This window comes from Nocardioides sp., assembly GCF_029937575.1.
Taxonomy (GTDB): domain Bacteria; phylum Actinomycetota; class Actinomycetes; order Propionibacteriales; family Nocardioidaceae; genus Nocardioides.
The window spans coordinates 1-16782 of the sequence record NZ_JAPYPS010000031.1; the positions used below are offsets into that span (position 1 = coordinate 1).

22 protein-coding genes are annotated in these 16782 nt (G+C 70.9%); 8 read left to right on the forward strand and 14 right to left on the reverse strand.

All coding sequences use genetic code 11. The annotated features are described in order from the left end of the window. Nucleotides 1-49 precede the first annotated feature (49 nt). Entirely contained in the window at nucleotides 50-1558 is a 1509-nt protein-coding gene (gene hflX, locus Q1K33_RS11950; RefSeq protein WP_300404198.1) for a GTPase HflX, read from the reverse strand. Nucleotides 1559-1717: 159 nt separating this feature from the next. Between hflX and Q1K33_RS11955 the strand changes: the two genes are divergently transcribed. Continuing rightward, nucleotides 1718-2029, forward strand: coding sequence for a hypothetical protein (locus tag Q1K33_RS11955; protein WP_300404201.1), 312 nt, complete (start codon nucleotides 1718-1720; stop codon nucleotides 2027-2029). Nucleotides 2030-2051: 22 nt separating this feature from the next. Then, the gene (locus tag Q1K33_RS11960; RefSeq protein ID WP_300404203.1) at nucleotides 2052-3068 is read left to right on the forward strand and encodes a hypothetical protein; all 1017 of its coding nucleotides are present in this window, start codon (nucleotides 2052-2054) and stop codon (nucleotides 3066-3068) included. 126 nt (nucleotides 3069-3194) lie between these two features. Here the strand turns inward: Q1K33_RS11960 and Q1K33_RS11965 are convergent, their stop codons facing one another. The 5 genes from Q1K33_RS11965 to miaA all read right to left on the reverse strand — a co-directional run bounded on the left by Q1K33_RS11965 (nucleotide 3195) and on the right by miaA (nucleotide 8193). Then, a complete protein-coding gene (locus tag Q1K33_RS11965; protein ID WP_300404205.1) occupies nucleotides 3195-3971 on the reverse strand; it encodes an SDR family NAD(P)-dependent oxidoreductase in 777 nt (258 codons plus the stop codon). Between the two features lie 20 nt (nucleotides 3972-3991). Continuing rightward, complete coding sequence (dapF, locus tag Q1K33_RS11970) at nucleotides 3992-4837, reverse strand: diaminopimelate epimerase (RefSeq protein ID WP_300404207.1); 846 nt, start codon at nucleotides 4835-4837, stop codon at nucleotides 3992-3994. After that, nucleotides 4830-5471 (reverse strand): pyridoxamine 5'-phosphate oxidase family protein, encoded by a 642-nt coding sequence (locus tag Q1K33_RS11975; RefSeq protein WP_300404210.1) that lies wholly within the window; start codon nucleotides 5469-5471, stop codon nucleotides 4830-4832. Before Q1K33_RS11975 ends, dapF begins: the two co-directional genes overlap by 8 nt. A 186-nt stretch (nucleotides 5472-5657) precedes the next feature. Next, a complete protein-coding gene (locus Q1K33_RS11980; RefSeq protein ID WP_300404212.1) occupies nucleotides 5658-7157 on the reverse strand; it encodes an MDR family MFS transporter in 1500 nt (499 codons plus the stop codon). Nucleotides 7158-7230: 73 nt separating this feature from the next. Beyond that, entirely contained in the window at nucleotides 7231-8193 is a 963-nt protein-coding gene (miaA, locus tag Q1K33_RS11985; RefSeq protein ID WP_300404215.1) for a tRNA (adenosine(37)-N6)-dimethylallyltransferase MiaA, read from the reverse strand. Nucleotides 8194-8275: 82 nt separating this feature from the next. On the opposite strand from miaA, the gene Q1K33_RS11990 reads away from it, so the two are divergent. From Q1K33_RS11990 to Q1K33_RS12010, 5 genes are read left to right on the forward strand one after another with little or no spacing between them, the layout of a single operon-like run. Continuing rightward, nucleotides 8276-8479, forward strand: a complete 204-nt coding sequence (locus tag Q1K33_RS11990; protein ID WP_300404217.1) for an antitoxin — start codon at nucleotides 8276-8278, stop codon at nucleotides 8477-8479. After that, nucleotides 8476-8640 (forward strand): hypothetical protein, encoded by a 165-nt coding sequence (locus Q1K33_RS11995; RefSeq protein WP_300404220.1) that lies wholly within the window; start codon nucleotides 8476-8478, stop codon nucleotides 8638-8640. Before Q1K33_RS11990 ends, Q1K33_RS11995 begins: the two co-directional genes overlap by 4 nt. After that, nucleotides 8637-9134 carry an NUDIX domain-containing protein gene (locus tag Q1K33_RS12000; RefSeq protein ID WP_300404222.1) on the forward strand — a complete coding sequence of 166 codons (498 nt, stop codon included), beginning with the start codon at nucleotides 8637-8639 and terminating at the stop codon, nucleotides 9132-9134. The genes Q1K33_RS11995 and Q1K33_RS12000 overlap by 4 nt, the downstream gene beginning before the upstream one ends. 24 nt (nucleotides 9135-9158) lie before the next feature. Further along, the gene (locus Q1K33_RS12005) at nucleotides 9159-9443 is read left to right on the forward strand and encodes a hypothetical protein (protein WP_300404224.1); all 285 of its coding nucleotides are present in this window, start codon (nucleotides 9159-9161) and stop codon (nucleotides 9441-9443) included. Further along, a complete protein-coding gene (locus tag Q1K33_RS12010; RefSeq protein WP_300404226.1) occupies nucleotides 9440-9742 on the forward strand; it encodes a hypothetical protein in 303 nt (100 codons plus the stop codon). The genes Q1K33_RS12005 and Q1K33_RS12010 overlap by 4 nt, the downstream gene beginning before the upstream one ends. A 93-nt stretch (nucleotides 9743-9835) precedes the next feature. Here the strand turns inward: Q1K33_RS12010 and miaB are convergent, their stop codons facing one another. Beyond that, nucleotides 9836-11344, reverse strand: coding sequence for a tRNA (N6-isopentenyl adenosine(37)-C2)-methylthiotransferase MiaB (miaB, locus tag Q1K33_RS12015; protein ID WP_300404228.1), 1509 nt, complete (start codon nucleotides 11342-11344; stop codon nucleotides 9836-9838). A 165-nt stretch (nucleotides 11345-11509) separates the two neighbouring features. Here miaB and Q1K33_RS12020 point away from each other — a divergent pair, with 165 nt between their 5' ends. Further along, nucleotides 11510-12082, forward strand: a complete 573-nt coding sequence (locus tag Q1K33_RS12020; RefSeq protein WP_300404230.1) for a DinB family protein — start codon at nucleotides 11510-11512, stop codon at nucleotides 12080-12082. Nucleotides 12083-12123: 41 nt separating this feature from the next. Here the strand turns inward: Q1K33_RS12020 and Q1K33_RS12025 are convergent, their stop codons facing one another. From Q1K33_RS12025 to Q1K33_RS12055, 7 genes are read right to left on the reverse strand one after another with little or no spacing between them, the layout of a single operon-like run. Continuing rightward, a complete protein-coding gene (locus tag Q1K33_RS12025) occupies nucleotides 12124-12561 on the reverse strand; it encodes a pilus assembly protein TadG-related protein (protein ID WP_300404232.1) in 438 nt (145 codons plus the stop codon). Beyond that, nucleotides 12545-13009: a hypothetical protein gene (locus Q1K33_RS12030; protein WP_300404234.1), complete on the reverse strand. Its 465-nt coding sequence runs from the start codon at nucleotides 13007-13009 to the stop codon at nucleotides 12545-12547. The genes Q1K33_RS12025 and Q1K33_RS12030 overlap by 17 nt, the downstream gene beginning before the upstream one ends. Beyond that, nucleotides 13006-13389, reverse strand: coding sequence for a pilus assembly protein (locus tag Q1K33_RS12035; protein WP_300404236.1), 384 nt, complete (start codon nucleotides 13387-13389; stop codon nucleotides 13006-13008). The genes Q1K33_RS12030 and Q1K33_RS12035 overlap by 4 nt, the downstream gene beginning before the upstream one ends. Continuing rightward, nucleotides 13389-13598 carry a hypothetical protein gene (locus Q1K33_RS12040; RefSeq protein ID WP_300404238.1) on the reverse strand — a complete coding sequence of 70 codons (210 nt, stop codon included), beginning with the start codon at nucleotides 13596-13598 and terminating at the stop codon, nucleotides 13389-13391. The genes Q1K33_RS12035 and Q1K33_RS12040 overlap by 1 nt, the downstream gene beginning before the upstream one ends. A 54-nt stretch (nucleotides 13599-13652) precedes the next feature. After that, complete coding sequence (locus Q1K33_RS12045; RefSeq protein ID WP_300404240.1) at nucleotides 13653-14597, reverse strand: type II secretion system F family protein; 945 nt, start codon at nucleotides 14595-14597, stop codon at nucleotides 13653-13655. Further along, nucleotides 14594-15451, reverse strand: coding sequence for a type II secretion system F family protein (locus Q1K33_RS12050; protein ID WP_300404242.1), 858 nt, complete (start codon nucleotides 15449-15451; stop codon nucleotides 14594-14596). The genes Q1K33_RS12045 and Q1K33_RS12050 overlap by 4 nt, the downstream gene beginning before the upstream one ends. Before the next feature lie 3 nt (nucleotides 15452-15454). Continuing rightward, nucleotides 15455-16738, reverse strand: coding sequence for an ATPase, T2SS/T4P/T4SS family (locus tag Q1K33_RS12055; RefSeq protein WP_300404244.1), 1284 nt, complete (start codon nucleotides 16736-16738; stop codon nucleotides 15455-15457). Nucleotides 16739-16782: the final 44 nt, after the last annotated feature.

Sequence of the window (16782 nt, forward strand, 5' to 3'; positions counted from 1 at the left end):
CTTCGTCGTCTCACACGCGGATCACGCCGCCACTACTCGCGGATCCGGGTCAGAGCGCGTAGTCGACCAGCTCTCCGGCGAGGTCCTCGTTGGCCCGGCCCTTGACGACGCTGCCCTGCGCGGTGTGCTCCAGCAGGTCGATCTCGCCCTCCTGGTGGAGGCGGTTGATCAGGTCTCCGCGCTCGTAGGGCAGCAGCGCATGGAACGCCACGCCCGGGCGGGGCAGCTCCCCCTCGACCAGGGCGATCGCCTCGGCGATGCCGGCGCCGGTCTTGGCGCTGACCACGACGGAGTGCGGCTCGGCGCGCTGCAGGCGGGCGAGCACGAGGGGGTCGGCGGCGTCGGCCTTGTTGATCACCACGAGCTCGCGCACGTCGCTCGCCTCGATCTCGGCGAGCACCTCACGCACGGCGCTGAGCTGACCCTCGGGATCGGGGTGCGAGCCGTCGACGACGTGCACGATCAGGTCGGCCTCGGCCACCTCCTCCAACGTCGAGCGGAACGCCTCGATCAGCTGGTGCGGCAGGTGCCGGACGAAACCGACGGTGTCGCTCATCGTGTAGATCCGGCCGTCGGCGGTCGTCGTACGGCGGGTGGTCGGGTCGAGCGTGGCGAACAGCGAGTCCTCCACGAGGACGCCGGCTCCGGTGAGCCGGTTGAGCAGCGAGGACTTGCCGGCGTTGGTGTAGCCGGCGATGGCGACACTGGGGATCTGGTGGCGCGTCCGGTCCTGGCGCTTGGTGTCGCGGGTGCCCTTCATCGCCTTGAGCTCGCGCCGCAGCTTGGCGATCTTGTCGTTGATCCGCCGCCGGTCGGTCTCGATCTTGGTCTCACCGGGACCACGGCCACCGATGCCGCCACCGTCGGCACCGACGCGGCCACCGGCCTGGCGCGAGAGGTTGCCACCCCAGCCGCGCAGGCGCTGCTTCATGTAGGACAGCTGGGCCAGCTCGACCTGTGCCTGGCCCTCGCGCGACTTGGCGTGCTGGGCGAAGATGTCGAGGATCAGCGCGGTCCGGTCGACGACCTTGACCTTGAGCCGGTCCTCGAGGTTGCGCAGCTGGCTGGGCGCGAGCTCGCCGTCGCAGATCACCGTGTCGGCGCCGGTGGCCTGCACGATCTCGGCGATCCCCTCGACCTTGCCGCGACCGACGTACGTCGCCGGGTCGGGCGTCTGGCGCCGCTGGTAGATGGCCTCGAGCACCTCGGAGCCGGCGGTCTCGGCGAGCAGGGCGAGCTCGGCCATGGAGTTCTCTGCGTCGGCGACCGAGCCCTCGGTCCAGACGCCGACGAGCACGACGCGCTCGAGGCGGAGCTGGCGGTACTCGACCTCGGTGATGTCCTCGAGCTCGGTGCGCAGGCTGGCCACGCGGCGCAGCTGGTGGCGCTCGGCGAGCTCCATGGCGCCGGTCGTGGGGTCGTCCTCGGGGTCGGGCTCGTCGGCGTACCCGGACACGAAGTCGTCGTCGCCCGCGGTAGGGGCGTCCTCGTGCTCGGGATCCCAGTCGGAGGTCTCGTCGAGCTCGGCGGCGAGGGAGAAGTCAGGTGCGTTCGTCATATGTGTCGATCGTAGGTCCGCATCGGCGTGGGCGGTAACCGATTTCTGCCGGGCCGCGCGCGTGGAGGACATTTTTCCAGCCTACGTCCGCCCGCGCACCGACCTGGAGAAGTGACCGTCGTCACGTGACGTCGGGCCCGGTGGCGCGTTGAACCTCACATGCGCACCGTCGCCGCCTACGACTCGATGGGCGGCTGGGCGGCCTACAAGCTGGGTCTGTCCCACCCGGACCTGTACGCCGAGGCCGTCGCGCTCGCCGGTCCGCCGCAGTGCGGTGTGTCGGTCGACGCCGACGCGCTGGTCAACCCGGCCTCGGCACGCTCGTCATGCGCTCCGACGGGCCCGGCCGGATCACCCTCGTCGGCGCGCGCTCCGACGACCGTGGGTCCTCGGCCGGCCGCCGGATCTCGAAGGGCACCACCCGGGCGCGGCTCTGCTGATACCGACACCGTGGCACGCTGGGTCGGGTGAGTCACCAGTCCGGGGAGCCGTCGTGAACGACACGTGGACCCTGCTGCCGAGCGTGATCGGCCTCGCCGTGGCGGTGGTGGTGCTGGTGCCCGTCGGCAGGCGGCTGGCCACCACCGCCGACCAGCTCTCCGAGCGCACCGGTCTCGGTCAGGCCATCGCCGGCGCGATCTTCCTGGGTGCCGTCACCTCGCTGTCGGGAATCCTGACGACGATCGCCGGCGCCGCCGGCGGTGATGCCGGCTTCGCGATCGCCAACCCCGTCGGCGGCGTCGCGATCCAGACCGTCTGGCTGGCCATCGCCGACCTCGTCTACCGCCGCACCAACCTCGAGCACGCCGGTGCCTCCCTGGAGAACATCCTCCAGGCGCTGCTCCTGATGGCCATGCTCAGTCTGCCGGTCATCGCCGTGGCCACACCCGACCTCGCGTGGGGCTGGGTGCACCCGATCTCCCTGTTGATCCCGCCGCTCTACATCTACGGGCTGGTGCTGCTGCGTGGGATGCGCAACACCCCCATGTGGAGCCCCCGGATCACCCGCGAGACCAGCGATGAGGAGGTCGCCCAACCGACCGACCGGTCCACCGGTCACCTCTGGGCCTCGCTCGTCGCGCTGGCTGCCGTGGTCGCGGTCGTGGGATGGGTGATCGGCAAGGCGGGCCTCGGCGTCGTCCAGGCGACCGGCTGGCCGAGCGCGGTCACGGGCTTCACCCTGACCACGGCGATCACGTCCTTGCCCGAGCTGATCACGCTCCTGGCGGCCGTCCGGATGGGCTCGGTCACGCTGGGCATCGGCGGGATCGTCGGCGGCAACGTCTTCGACACCATCATGATCACCATCGCCGACGTCTTCTACACGCCGAGCACCATCTACACCGCCGCGGGGCCGGCAGCGCTCGTCCTGCTCGGCGGCACGGCCCTGATCACGGCGACGCTGGCCCTCGGCCTGGTCGTGCGCGACCGTCGAGGCATCGGCTTCGAGGGCATCGCCATCCCCGGGATCTACGTGGGCACCGTGCTCCTGGCGATCTCGGCGATCTGATCAGGCACCTGCGCCTGAGCGCACCGGGTTTCGTCTCGCCTTGCGCGACCTCGTCCCTCGATCGCGGGCTCGCTCAACCTTCGGCCACCACGCGGTGCACTCGTACCTCGTGCACCACTGTGGCCTCTACTTGGGAGGCATCCGGATGCCGCCGTCGAGGCGGACCGTCTCGCCGTTCATGTAGGAGTTGGTCAGGCACTCGATCACCATCGAGGCCAGTTCGTCGGCGCTCCCGAGGCGCTTGGGGAAGAGCACGTTCTTGCCGAGGTTGGCCTTGAACTCGTCCGCGTCCGGGCCCTCGCCGTAGATCGGGGTGTCGATCAGGCCGGGAGCCACGGTGTTGAGACGGATGCCGGCGGCCGACAGGTCGCGCGCGACCGGGAGGGTCATCCCGACCACGCCACCCTTGGAGGCGGAGTACGAGGCCTGGCCGATCTGGCCGTCGAAGGCGGCCACGCTCGCCATGTTGACGATGGCGCCACGGCCGCCGTCGGCGTCGGGCTCGTTGGTGCTCATCACCGTGGCGGCCTGGCGCACCATGTCGAAGGTGCCGATCAGGTTGATGGCCACGACCTTGGTGAAGGCCTCGAGCGAGTGGGCCGAGTCGAGGGATCCGTCGCGCCCGATGGTGCGCTGGGCCCAGCCGATGCCGGCCGAGTTGACGACCGCCTTGAGGGGCGCGATGTCGGCGGCGGCCTTGACCGCCCCGGTGATCTGCTCGGTGTTGGTGACGTCCACCTGGGCGAAGACGCCCTTGATCTCCTCGGCCAGGGCTTCGCCCTTGTCGGCCTGGAGGTCGGCGACGACCACGGTGCATCCGAGGGCGGCGAGCCGGCGGGCGGCCGCGGCACCGATGCCCGACGCGCCGCCTGTGACGATGGCAGAAGATCCGTTGAGGTCCATGTCTCGGACCCTACTGTCCGTCACAGACGCGTGCTGCCACGGGCCACGATGAGAGCGGGACCGGCCATCAGCACCCGCCCGTCCGGCCGCCAGGTGATCGTCAGGGTGCCGCCGGGCAGGTCGACGCGGTACGGCGTGCCGCGCTCGGCGCCGTCGGCGCTGGCCGCCGCGACCGCGACCGCGCAGGCGCCGGTGCCACACGACTGGGTCTCGCCCGAGCCGCGCTCGTGCACCCGCATCGCGACGTGGTGCTCGCCCCGCCGTACGACGAACTCGACGTTGACGCCGTTCGGGTAGACCTCCGCATCGTGCTCGGGGGCGCTCGTCAGCGGCCCGGCCTCGGCGAGGTCGTCGAGGAAGGCGACCGCGTGGGGGTTGCCGGTGTCGACATGGGCGGCCGACCACCAGCGCACGTCGTCGCCGTCGGCGACGCCGATCTTCGACTCACCCAGCAGTCGCGGGACACCCATGTCGACGGTGATCTCGCCGTCGACGGCTCCGCCGGCGAAGGTGATGGTCTTGATGCCGTCGCGAGTGTCGACCGGCAGCGGTCGTGTCGGGTCGGCCAGTCCCTCCTGCACGAGGTGGCGGCCGAAGACGCGGATCCCGTTGCCGCACATCTCCGAGACCGAGCCGTCGGCGTTGCGGTAGTCCATGAACCACTCCGCCGCGGAGTCCGCAGCGGCGCGGACCACGCGCAGCACCCCGTCCCCACCGATCCCGCCGCGGCGATCGCACAGGGCCCGGACCCGCGACGGGTCCAGGTCGCCGTGGACGGTGCCCTCGTGGTCGGGCAGGAGCACGAAGTCGTTGTGGGTGCCGTGGCCCTTGAGGAAGGGGTAGTCGTGCCCCGAAGCGTCAGGCATAGAGTCCCTCGGCATAGTTCTCCGGACGGTAGTAGTCGTCGAGCTGCTCGACGGACATCCCGTTGGGCTCGACCTCCCGGGCGATCACGGCACGTCGCGGCACCCGCGCCTCGGGCTCCCACGTCTGCGGGTCCCACAGCTGCGAACGCAGGAATGCCTTCGCGCAGTGGAAGAAGAGGTCCTCGATCTCGACCACGACGGCCAGGAGGGGACGGTGGCCCTTGACCATCATCTCGTCCAAGAAGGGCGCGTCGGAGACGAGCCGGGCGCGGCCGTTGATGCGTAGCGTGTCCCCGCGACCGGGGATCAGGAAGTTCAGTCCGACGTGCGGGTTGACGAGGATGTTCTTGTAGCCGTCGGCGCGGCGGTTGCCCGGTCTCTCGGCGAGCGCGATCGTGCGCTCGTCGATCACGTGCACCAGCTGCCCGGCCGGGTCGCCCTTGGGCGAGGCGTCGCAACGGCCCTCGGCGTCGGAGGTCGCCATCACGCAGAACGGGCTGGCCGCCAACCAGTCCCGGTCGACGTCCAGCAGCGTGGGGCGACTCTTGGTGGCCGCCCGCTCGCTCGGCTCGCCGAGCAGGTCCACGAGCTGCTGCTCGTCGGCGATCTCGGTCCACTGCGCGTCGGTGCTCACGAGATCACGGTACGCCGAGTCGCCCGTCGCGGGTGCGTCGCGTGCCTGGCACCCGTCGTGACGCCGTCCTCCGTCGACCGCCGCGCGGGCGACCTCGCCGGCCGAGACCCACATGATCTCGGGCGGGGCGTCCTCGGAGTCGGTCTGCGGTCGGGTGCTGCGGCAGGCAGGCTCAGGCCGCCGGGACTAGGGCGTGACCGGCTCGTCGGCGCGCTCGAGGCCGGCGCCCTCCTCGTCGTACGACGAGGGCACCCGACCCGGCATGATCACCGCGATCACCACCACGACGACCGCCAGGATCGCACCGACCGCGAAGCCCCACTGCGTGCCGCCGACACGCGCGGCGATCTCGTCGGCGCCGTCGGCCAGCAGCCCCGTCTCGCGCGAGGACACGACCGCGATCACCACGGCCGTCCCGGCCGCGCCGGCGACCTGCTGGAGGGTGGCCAGCAGCGAGCTGCCGTGGGAGTAGAGGGGCGGCGGGAGCGCGCCCAGCCCGAGGCTGAACACCGGAGTGAAGACCGCCGCCAGCGACACCATCAGCAGCACGTGGGCCGCCAGGATCATCGCGTACGGGGTGGTCGCGCCCACCTGGGTGAGCAGGGCGAGTCCGACGAGCATCCCGATCGCCCCGGGGATGATGAGCGGGCGGGCACCGACCCGGTCGAAGATCTTGCCGACCTGGGGCCCCAGCAGACCCATCGCCAGCCCGCCGGGCATCACCAGCAGGCCGGTCTGCAGCTCGCTCAGCCCGCGCACGCCCTGGAGGTAGAGCGGCAGCAGGATCATCGAGCCGAGCATCGCCATGAAGGCCAGCGCCATCAGGCCGAGGCTGAGCGCGTAGGTGCGGTGCAGCAGGGTGCGCAGGTCGAGCAGGGGCACGCCGTCGCGCTGCAGGCGGAGCTGACGCGCCACGAACGCGCCGAGCGAGAGCACCCCGACGACGAGCATCGCGGCCGGCAGCCACGACGGCCCGGTGCCGGAGCCCTCGCCGAGCTGGGAGAGCCCGAAGACCAGGGGTCCGAAGCCGAAGGCCGACAGGGCGACGCTGGTCCAGTCGATCGCGCCCTGGTTGGTCTCCCCGCCGACGGCGAGGTTGCGCAGACCGACCCAGGTGATCAGGACGGCGACGGGCAGGACCGCGCCGAAGAGCCAGCGCCACGAGCCGAGCGCCAGGATGCCGCCGGAGACCGTGGGTCCGAGCGCGGGCGCGACCGAGATCGCCAGCGTCACGTTCCCCATGATCCGGCCCCGGTCCTGCTCGCGCACGATGGTCATCACCGTCGTCATCAGCAACGGCATCATGATCGCCGTACCGGCCGCCTGCACGACGCGGGCCGCCACCAGGACGCCGAACGTCGGGGCCAGCGCGGCGAGCAGGGTCCCGGCGCAGAAGACCGCCATCGCGCTGCCGAAGGCCTGTCGTGTCGTCACGCGCTGCAGGAACCAGCCCGTCGTGGGGATCACGATCGCCATCGTGAGCAGGAACCCACTTGTCAGCCACTGCGCGGAGCGCGTGGTGACGTCGAACTCCTCGGTCAGCCGCGGGATCGCGTTGATCATGATCGTCTCGTTGAGGATCACGATGAAGGTCGCGAGCACCAGCCAGCGCAGGACGCCGTAGTCCGGTGCCTCGGTGTGGGCGGTCGCCGAGGAGGATCCGGTCGGCTCAGGAGTCGTCGTCATGGTGGGGTGGACTGTTCCAGCCGTGCCGACTCATCGTCGAACCCTGATCGCTCGATGTCGCGCATGTCACACCTCAGGTCGACTGACGTGCGCCCGTCACCGCCGCCAGCGCCTGCTCCACCCGGTCGTCCGCATCGAACGGCACCCAGGTGATCCGGGGGTCCTTGCGCCACCACCCCATCTGCTTGCGCGCATATCGACGCGTGGCGTAGATGGTGCGCCGGCGCGCCTCGTCCGGGTCCAGCTCGCCGGCGAGCACCATCCGTGCCTCCCGGTAGCCGATCGCCCGAGACGCGGTGCGTCCCTCGGCCAGTCCCGCGTCGAGGAGCGCCTCGACCTCGGCGACCAGGCCGCCGTCGTACATGTCGTGCACGCGCTGCTCGATGCGGGCGTCCAGGGTGGGGCGATCGATGTCGACGCCGATCTGCACGGTGCGCGGGTCGACGTACTCCAGGTCGGGCAGCGACGAGCCGTAGGGCTCCCCGGTGATCTCGATGACCTCGAGCGCCCTGACGATACGGCGGCCGTTGTCGGGCGCGAGCGTCTCGGCCGTGCGCGGGTCCAGGTCGGCCAGGCGCCGGTGCAGGGACTCCGAGCCCACCTCGGCAAGCTCCGCCTCGAGGCGGGCCCGGACCTCCGGGTCGGTGGCCTGGAACTCGAAGCGGTCCAGGATGGCGCGGATGTAGAGCGCCGAGCCACCGACGAGGACGGGGGTGGCTCCTCGACCCCGCAGCTCGGCGATCACCGCCCGGGCCCAACCCTGGAAGACGGCGACCGTGGCCGGCTCCCGGACGTCCTGGGTGTCCAGGAGGTGGTGCGGGATGCCGCGCCGCTCGGCGGCGGGGAGCTTGGCGGTGCCGATGTCCATGCCGCGGTAGACCTGCATCGCGTCGGTGTTGACGATCTCGCCGCTCAGTCGCTCCGCGAGGTCGAGGGAGAGCGACGTCTTGCCCGACGCGGTCGGCCCGACGATCGCCACGATCGGTCGCGGTCGGAGAGAGACCGTCCCTGCGGGGGTGCCCTCCGTCGCGGTCATGTGGCTAGTGTGGCAAGCAGGCCGCTCCCGTCCGGAGCGGGCCACCACACCACTTCTCAGGACCTTGCAGGGGGAACCACGGATGGGCTTTCTGGACAACGCCAAGAGCAAGCTGAGCGACGCGGTCGACAAGCACGGGGACAAGATCTCCGACGGCATCGACAAGGCCGGCGACTTCGCCGACAAGAAGACCGGCGGCAAGCACGGCGACAAGATCGCCTCGGCGTCCACGAAGGCCAAGGACGCCCTCGACAAGCTCGACGGCAAGAACGACGACCTCCCGTGACCGCGCCCGTCCCCGAGGAGTCCAACGAGGCCATCGACCTGGAGGAGGCACCTCCCGGCGAGCACCCGAGCGAGCAGTCCGGCGGCACGGACGGCTCCAGTGCGGCAGGTGCCGTCCAGGAGGAGAACGCCGAGACGTCCCAGGACCAGCCCTCCCAGTGAACGGCACCGTCGAGCGGTTCACGGTCGTCCCCGCCGCCTACGTCTTCCTGCTGCGCGACGGTGTGGGTGGACCGGAGGTCCTGCTGCAGCTGCGGCAGGACACCGGCTACATGGACGACCACTGGGCCGCTGCGGCCGCCGGGCACGTGGAGCGTGGCGAGACCGCCGACGCAGCAGCGCAGCGGGAGGCCGGCGAGGAGATCGGTGTGCACGACCTGGTCCTGGAGTTCGTGACCACGATGCACCGCACCCGCCACGACCTGCCGATCGACGAGCGGATCGACTTCTTCTTCACGGCGCGGTCCTGGACCGGTGAGCCCAGCATCGTCGAGCCGCTGAAGTGCGCCGACCTCCGCTGGGTCCCGCTCGACGGTCTCGACGAGCTGTCGGCTCCCGTGGTGCCGCACGAACGACGCGTGCTCGACGCCTTGGCTGCCGGAGAGGCACCCGCGGCCTACACGACCCTCGGCTTCGACGACCGAACGACCTCTTGACCATCAACCAGGGAAGGACCACCCATGACGCAGGACGGTGACCTCGGGCCCGCGCCCGAGCCGCAGATCGAGCCCGGCGAGCCCAACCCCGGAGGCGTGGACGCGATCTCCTTCCCCCACGGAGCCGAGGCGATCGTCGAGGACGGCGAGGAGCCGCCCGCCCCGGTGATGCGCGACCTCGACCCCGACGCCAACCCGGCGGTCGAGGAGTCCCTGCCCGACGAGATGAAGCAGGGCGAGGACACCACCACCGAAGCCACGAAGGGCAAGGCCGACGACGTCGACCCGGACGAGGAGTCACCGGCATGAGCAGGGACGAGAACACGCCCGAGGACGCCTACGACATCACGTCGTCCGACCAGGACACCAGTGGTGACATGGGCGTCAGCAGCGAGACCGAGGGCCCCACCGGACCTGGCCAGCACGGCACCTCCGGCACCCGCGACGTCTCCCCCCAGGAGCGCGACCCCGACGCCGACGTGCCTCCCGAGCAGGCCGCCGGCGGGGTGGAGGTCAACCCCGACCCGCCGATCCCGCCGAAGTCGGGCTACGCCAAGGACGACCCCCGCTCCGCGGAGAACCCCTACGACAAGCAGCCGCTGAACTAGCGCAGGCGCCTGCTCACCGAGACCGTCGCCGCGTCTCCACCACACGTGACGAAATGGCCCCTGATCGCGCGACTCAGGGGCCATTTCGTCGGTTCAGCGGCAGGCAGGCGCGTCGGGCAGGGGCGCCGGGACGCCGATGCTCGGCATGCCGAGGGTCACGCCGGCGGCTGCGGGGGCCCCGAGGTCCGCAGTGCGGGCCTCCCACGCGTCGCCGGAGCGGGTACGCCGTACGGACAGGACGCGGTCGGCGACGAGGTGGTGCGGAGCGGCGTGGGTGATCTCGACCGTCACGTTGTCGCCGGGGCGGACCTCGCCGAGCGTGGCGTCGGGGGCGGCGAAGTGGACGAGCCGGTTGTCGGGGCCCCGGCCCGAGAGCCGCAGGGTCTCGGCGTCCTTGCGCCCCTCCCCCTCGGAGACCATCAGCTCGACGCTGCGGCCGACGAGGCGCTGGTTCTCCTCCCAGGCGATCTCGTTGACCAGCTCGACGAGGCGGCCGTAGCGGTCCTTGACCACCTCGGGGCTGATCTGGTCGGGCAGGTCGGCAGCAGGCGTGCCGGGACGCTTGGAGTACTGGAAGGTGAAGGCGCCGGAGAAGCGTGACTGCCGTACGACGTCCATCGTGGCCAGGAAGTCCTCCTCGGTCTCACCGGGGAAGCCGACGATGATGTCGGTGGTGATCGCCGCGTCCGGCATCGCGGCGCGGACCCGTTCGATGATGCCGAGGTACTTCTTGCTGCGGTAGGAGCGGCGCATGTCCTTGAGGACCTTGTCGGAGCCGGACTGCAGCGGCATGTGCAGCTGCGGCATCACGTTGGGGGTCTCGGCCATCGCCTCGATGACGTCGTCGGTGAACTCGGCCGGGTGCGGCGAGGTGAAGCGCACCCGCTCCAGACCCTCGATGGTGCCGCACGCACGCAGCAGCTTGGAGAAGGCCTGGCGGTCGCCGAACTCGACCCCGTAGGCGTTGACGTTCTGTCCGAGCAGGGTGATCTCGCAGACGCCGTCGGCGACGAGCGCCTCGATCTCGGCGAGGATCTCGCCGGGGCGGCGGTCCTTCTCCTTGCCGCGCAGCGCCGGGACGATGCAGAACGTGCACGTGTTGTTGCACCCGACCGAGACCGACACCCACGCGGCGTAGGCGGAGTCACGCTTGGTGGGCAGCGTGGAGGGAAAGACCTCGAGCGACTCGAGGATCTCGACCTGGGCCTCGTCCTGCGACCGAGCACGGTCGAGCAGAGCCGGCAACGAGCCGATGTTATGGGTGCCGAAGACGACGTCGACGTACGGCGCCTTCTTCGTGATCGTCTCGCGGTCCTTCTGCGCCAAGCAGCCACCGACCGCGATCTGCAGGTCGGGGTTGGCCGCCTTGACCGGGGCGAGGTGCGAGAGGTTGCCGTAGAGCTTGTTGTCGGCGTTCTCGCGCACCGCGCAGGTGTTGAAGACGACGACGTCTGCCTGCTCGCCCTCGGAGGCGGCGACGTAGCCGGCCGTCTCGAGCAACCCCGTCAGGCGCTCGGAGTCGTGGACGTTCATCTGGCACCCGTAGGTCTTGACCTCGTAGGTGCGGGCGGCGGGCGCAGTGGCTTCAGGCAGGGCAGTCATGACCGCACAACTGTACGGCGAGCAGGCTGCCGGGACGGAACCAGCGGCGGACAGTGCGGTGCGGCGCTGCCATCGGCTGGCAGTGCCCACCGCACTGTCCGGGTGATCGCGAAACTAGTCGGATTGAGGTCACAAGCTGACCGCAAGCCTTTCTAGCGTTGCCTCATGACCACGACACAGCAGCCCCAGCCCACCTTCACCAAGCCCTCCACGACCGTCGCCGCCGAGCGCGCCGACCTCCTCGACACCCTCCACCAGCACCGTGAGCTCTTCCTGCGCACCGTCGAGGGGCTGAGCGACGAGCAGGCCGCGGCCACCCCGACCGCGAGCCAGCTCTGTCTCGGAGGACTGGTCAAGCACGTGACCGCGTCCGAGGCCGAGTGGGCGCGCTTCATCACCGACGGCCCCAAGGAGGCGTCCTTCGACTGGGCCAGCATCGACTGGAGCAACCCTCCGGCCGAGGTCGTCGCCTACCAGCAGCAGTTCCGGATGCTCGAGGGCGAGACCCTCGACGGAGTGCTGGCGGCGTACGCCCAGGTCGCGGCGACCGTCGACGAGCTCGTACACACCGTCGACCTCGGCGCGCGCCGGCCCCTGCCGGCCGCACCGTGGTTCGAGACCGGGGCCAGCTGGTCGGCGCGGCGCACCTTCCTCCACCTCGTCGCCGAGATCTCCCAGCACGCCGGCCACGCCGACATCATCCGCGAGACGATCGACGGCCAGAAGTCGATGGGCTGACTGCGCTGGGCCGACCGCGCGGGCCCGACCCCGATGGCCGGTCACTGCGGGTCGACGATGGCCGACCCGGTCGCCGAGACGCGGGCCGTCTCGGGGGCACCGGGCAGGGTCAGCGGGAAGTCGACCGGGGCACTGACCCTGACGATCACCTGGTCGCCGCGCACGTCGACGTCGAAGCCCAGGCCCGGGAAGTCGCGGTGCGCACCGACCGCGGCAAGGTACGCGCGGACCCCGGCCTGGGCCTGCGCACGCGTCAGCGCCAGCGGTTGCGCGCCGACTCCGCCGCCGTACACGTCGTCGCCCTGCGCTCCGGCCTCGGCACCCGACAACGCCGCACCGTCGGCGAGGGTGTCGAGGCCCTGGCGGTGCAGGAACGCCGCCGAGGCGTCGACCACGAACGCCACCGTCATCGCGAGCAGCAGCGCGAAGCCGATGATCAGCGGCATCGCGGTGCCCCGCTCGTCACGGGTCGGCGACATCGACGCTCACCTCCCGGTAGCGCCCGATCGGCACGGTGTGGCGGGAGTCCAGCTGGAACGACGGCCGGTCACCACCGAGGAAGTCGGGCATGAGTGGCAGGACCACCCGCGAGGTGACGACCACCGTGATGACCGAGGTGCCGCTGTGGCACGAGGTCGGGTACGGCGTGCACGTCACCGCCACGTCGACCGGCACCTCGTCGATGCCTTGATCGCGCAACGACTGGCGTGCGGCAGCCTCGGCGGCTCGTTGACCCGAGATGTCGTCGGGAGCCAACGCGAACGCCCTCCCGGCCGAGCGCGCGGCCGACGAGACGGCGAAGGCGCCGCTCTGGACCTGGAAGACGGAGACCACGATCCACAGCAGCGGCACCAGCAGGAGGATCCCGAGCCAGACCAGCTCGACGATCGCGCTCCCCCGCTCGTCGCGGAGATCGCCAGGACTCACGGTGCCACCTGCTCGGCGACGGCGTGGCCCTCGACCTCGAGGTCGACTCCGGGCCCACCCAGTCCCAACGCGGGGACGGTGGCGCGCACCATCACCTCCACGGTCGGCACGCCACCCACCATCACGTGTCGTACGACGATGTCGTCAGCGAAACCGCCCGCGATGCCGTCCTCGATCTGGGCGCGTGTCCGGGTCTCGCCGGCGATCTGCGAGGCACCCTGGGTCGCCGCGTAGCGGGCGCCCTCCGAGGCAGCGGCCGCCAACGTGTTGCGCACGTGCAGCACCAGGGCGACCTGGAGGATGCCCAGGACCATCGGCACGAGCACCATGATCACGAGCACGATGTCGACGACGGCCGCGCCGCGCTGGCCTCTGGGCACTACTTCACCGAGTTGAGGGCCGAGCGCAGCATCTCGGTGAGCTGGTCCTCGGCCACCGCGCCGATCACGACCATCAGGCCGACCGACATGAGCGTGACCAGGACCCAGCCGGGCACGTCCCCGCGGTCGTCGCGTGAGCGATCGTGGGCAGGTGGGGGCGATATCAGCGTGAGCCGGAGTCGTGCCAAGGTGATGAGTATCGTTGCCATGGTGTGGTTCCTTTCCGAGAAGACCAGGGTCGGGGGCGCCGGCGCCGAAGCCGGCTAGGGAGCCGTGAGGGACAGGCCGAGCAGGCCGGGCCAGAAGGCGAAGAGAACGGTCACGGGCAGCACCAGGAACACGACGGGCACCATCATCGCGACCTCGCGGCGGGCGGCGAGCTCGATCAGGTCGCGCCGACCGGCCTCGCGGACGTCGGCGGCCTGGGCGTGCAGCACGTCGGCAAGCGGAGTGCCCCGGTCCATCGCGATGGCGATCCCCTGCGCGAAGCGGGAGACGAGCGGGAGTCCGGACGCACCGGCCAGGCGATCGAAGGCGGCCGCTACCGGCTCTCCGGTGCGGATCGAGGCCAGCACGCGGCCGAGGTCGTCCGACAGCTCGCCGCCACTTCGTCGTACGACGCGGTCGAGCGCCGACACCGGCGACTCACCCGCCGCGACGGCGAGGGCGAGCAGCTCGGCGATGGTCGGGAACTCCTCGAGGATGCGCCGCTCGCGGGCCTTGACCTGGCTCGAGAGCCACGTGTCCCGGCCGACGACCCCGATGGCGAACGCGACGACGCACAGCACCAGCAACCCCACCGGATTGGCCGGCCCCGACAGGGCGCGCAGCACCCCGAGGCCGGCGGCGAGCGCGAACCCGACCAGTCCCCAGATCACCTGCTCGATCCGGAAGTCGTGCACGGTGCGATCGAGTGCCGCTCGCTCGAGGCGTCGCCGTACGGAGGCCGAGCCTCCCAGCACCCGTTCGACACCGTCGGCAGCGGCTCGCAGGACGGGACCGAAGACCCCGACCGCCGCCGCAGTCGGCGCCGCGGACGGGGTCCTCCGCACACCGGGCGGATCGCCGATCCGGGGCACGTCGCGTACGTAGGGCAGGACGCGCGTCGCCAGCTGGGGTCGTCGGATGACGCCGACCCGGAGCACCACGAGCACCAGCCCCAGCCCGGCCACCCCGCCCAGCGCGGCACCCAGCAACGCGGGACTCATGACAGGATCCGCCGCTCCGTGGGCAACCGACCGATCCGCATCATGATCCGGTAGGCGCCCACGCACAGCACGGCACCGACGGCGAGGACGACGACGCCGGCGGACGAGCGATAGCGGCCGATGACATCGGGCTGCGACGACATGAAGAGCAGCACGAGCCAGGGGGCCGAGACAGCCAGCCGAGCCCCGTTGATCGTCCAGGCCTGCCTCGCCTCGAGCTCGGAGCGCGTGCGTTGCTCGTCGCGCAGGTAACCGGACAAGTGCCGGAGGAGTCGCCCCAGCTCGCCGCCACCGACCTCACGTGCGATCCGCAGCCCCTCGACGACACGGTCACCCACGGGGTCGGACAGCGCGACCTTCAACCGGTCCAGGCAGTCGGAGAACCTGCCGGTGACCTGGTAGTCGAGCGCGAAGGCAGCAAAGGCGTCTCGCAGGGGCTCGGGCCCCCGCGTCGCCAGGCCGGCCAGGGCGTCGGGCAACGACAGGCCGGCGCGCACCGCCGAGGCGAGGTTGTCGATCGCCTCGGGCCAGACCTCGGCGAACTCACGTTGCCGCCGCCGCGCGCGTCCGCCCACCACCGCGACGGGCAGGTAGGCGCCCATCACCGCGAACACGAAGGAGATGGGTGCGGTGCCGGTGACGACCTGGACCACCATTGCGGCCACGACTGCGGAGAAGGCGCACAACAGGAGCAGTCCGGTCACAGAGACCTCGCTGAGTCCTGCCGCGGCGAGAAGTCGAGCGAGCCGTCCCGGTCGGCGCGCGGGAGCGGAGGTGGTGCTGCGTGGCAGCACGAAGGCCGACCAGATCAGCAGCAGCCCGATCCCGAGGCCGAGCCCGACCACGACGCCCATGGTCTAGCGCCCGTCGTTGAGCAGTCGGTGGACGTCGATGCCGATCCGCTCGTAGCGCTCGGTGCGCGGCGGCATCCCCGCCGTACGGCGCAGCTCGTGCTCATGACGCACGAAGATCGGCTCCGCCTCGATGATGTCGTTCTCCACCCGGCCCGGCACGGCCACGATCTCGTTGACACGGCGTACGCCGTGCTGGTCGAGGCCGAGGTGCACGACGAGGTCGACCGAGGCGGCCACGGTGGGGACGACGAAGCGCGCCGAGATGTTCTCGCCAGCCAGCAGCGGGAGGGTGCACATCTTCACCAGTGCCTCGCGCGCAGAGTTGGCGTGCAACGTGCACATGCCCGGCAAACCTGCGTTCAAGGCCAGCAACAGGTCCAGGCACTCCTCGGCGCGGACCTCGCCCACGATCATCCGAGATGGCCGCATGCGCAGGGACTCCTTGACCAGGTCGCGCAGCTTGACCTCGCCGTTTCCCTCCAGGCCGGACTGACGCGTCTGCATCGCGACCCAGTCGGGGTGGTTGAAGCGAAGCTCGAAGACCTCCTCGGCGCTGACGATTCGTTCACCCCCGGGGATCGCGGCGGCCAGGCAGTTCAGAAGCGTCGTCTTTCCGGCCTGCGTCGACCCCGCGATCAAGATGTTCAGCCCCGCCCGCACGCTCGCGTCGAGGAAGGTCGCCGCTCGCGGACTCAGGCTGCCGAGCCCGACGAGGTCGTCGAGCCGCGCGGCGCGCAAGACGAACTTTCTGATGTTCACCGCGGTGAACCCACGAGCGATCCCGCCCAGGACGACGTGCAGCCGATGCCCCTCCGGCAACATCGCGTCCACGAACGGCGAGCTCACGTCGAGCCTGCGACCGCTCGACTTGAGCATGCGCTCGACGAGCTCGTCGACCTCGGCCGCGGTCAGGACCAGGTTGGTCAGCTCGTGCCGCCCATGACGCGCGACGAAGACCCGGGACGGGTCGTTGATCCAGATCTCCTCGACGGTGGGATCGTCCAAGAACTCCTGCAGCACGCCGAAGCCGGCCACCCGTGCCACGAGCTCGCCCACGAGGGAGTCGGTGTCGACCACCGGCGCGACCATGCCGGTCAGGCTGCGCTCGTCGTGATCCCGCACGACCCGGTCGGCGATGCGTCGTACGACGCCGGAGTCGCGCTGCGGATCGACACCCTCGCGTCGGACCAGGTCGCGGACCACCGCGTCGAGCGCCTCGACGACGCCGGGGTCGTCGCGGCGCCGCTCCCCCGTGACCCCATGGTCAACGGCGCGCGTCAGCGTCATGGTGGCTCCTGCCGAGTCAGGTTCCGGTTGCTGTCCACAGCAAC

Excerpts from the sequence above, each read along its gene's own strand:
- Q1K33_RS12040 (WP_300404238.1), bottom strand. The coding sequence starts at position 13,598 with ATGGCAACGATACTCATCACCTTGGCACGACTCCGGCTCACGCTGATA.
- Q1K33_RS12050 (WP_300404242.1), bottom strand. The coding sequence starts at position 15,451 with ATGGGCGTCGTGGTCGGGCTCGGCCTCGGGATCGGGCTGCTGCTGATC.
- Q1K33_RS11980 (WP_300404212.1), bottom strand. The coding sequence starts at position 7,157 with ATGACGACGACTCCTGAGCCGACCGGATCCTCCTCGGCGACCGCCCAC.
- Q1K33_RS12025 (WP_300404232.1), bottom strand. The coding sequence starts at position 12,561 with ATGTCGCCGACCCGTGACGAGCGGGGCACCGCGATGCCGCTGATCATC.
- Q1K33_RS12045 (WP_300404240.1), bottom strand. The coding sequence starts at position 14,597 with ATGAGTCCCGCGTTGCTGGGTGCCGCGCTGGGCGGGGTGGCCGGGCTG.
- Q1K33_RS11955 (WP_300404201.1), top strand. The coding sequence starts at position 1,718 with ATGCGCACCGTCGCCGCCTACGACTCGATGGGCGGCTGGGCGGCCTAC.
- miaB (WP_300404228.1), bottom strand. The coding sequence starts at position 11,344 with ATGACTGCCCTGCCTGAAGCCACTGCGCCCGCCGCCCGCACCTACGAG.
- hflX (WP_300404198.1), bottom strand. The coding sequence starts at position 1,558 with ATGACGAACGCACCTGACTTCTCCCTCGCCGCCGAGCTCGACGAGACC.
- Q1K33_RS12020 (WP_300404230.1), top strand. The coding sequence starts at position 11,510 with ATGACCACGACACAGCAGCCCCAGCCCACCTTCACCAAGCCCTCCACG.
- dapF (WP_300404207.1), bottom strand. The coding sequence starts at position 4,837 with ATGCCTGACGCTTCGGGGCACGACTACCCCTTCCTCAAGGGCCACGGC.
- Q1K33_RS12010 (WP_300404226.1), top strand. The coding sequence starts at position 9,440 with ATGAGCAGGGACGAGAACACGCCCGAGGACGCCTACGACATCACGTCG.
- Q1K33_RS12005 (WP_300404224.1), top strand. The coding sequence starts at position 9,159 with ATGACGCAGGACGGTGACCTCGGGCCCGCGCCCGAGCCGCAGATCGAG.
- Q1K33_RS12055 (WP_300404244.1), bottom strand. The coding sequence starts at position 16,738 with ATGACGCTGACGCGCGCCGTTGACCATGGGGTCACGGGGGAGCGGCGC.
- Q1K33_RS11965 (WP_300404205.1), bottom strand. The coding sequence starts at position 3,971 with ATGGACCTCAACGGATCTTCTGCCATCGTCACAGGCGGCGCGTCGGGC.
- Q1K33_RS11990 (WP_300404217.1), top strand. The coding sequence starts at position 8,276 with ATGGGCTTTCTGGACAACGCCAAGAGCAAGCTGAGCGACGCGGTCGAC.
- miaA (WP_300404215.1), bottom strand. The coding sequence starts at position 8,193 with ATGACCGCGACGGAGGGCACCCCCGCAGGGACGGTCTCTCTCCGACCG.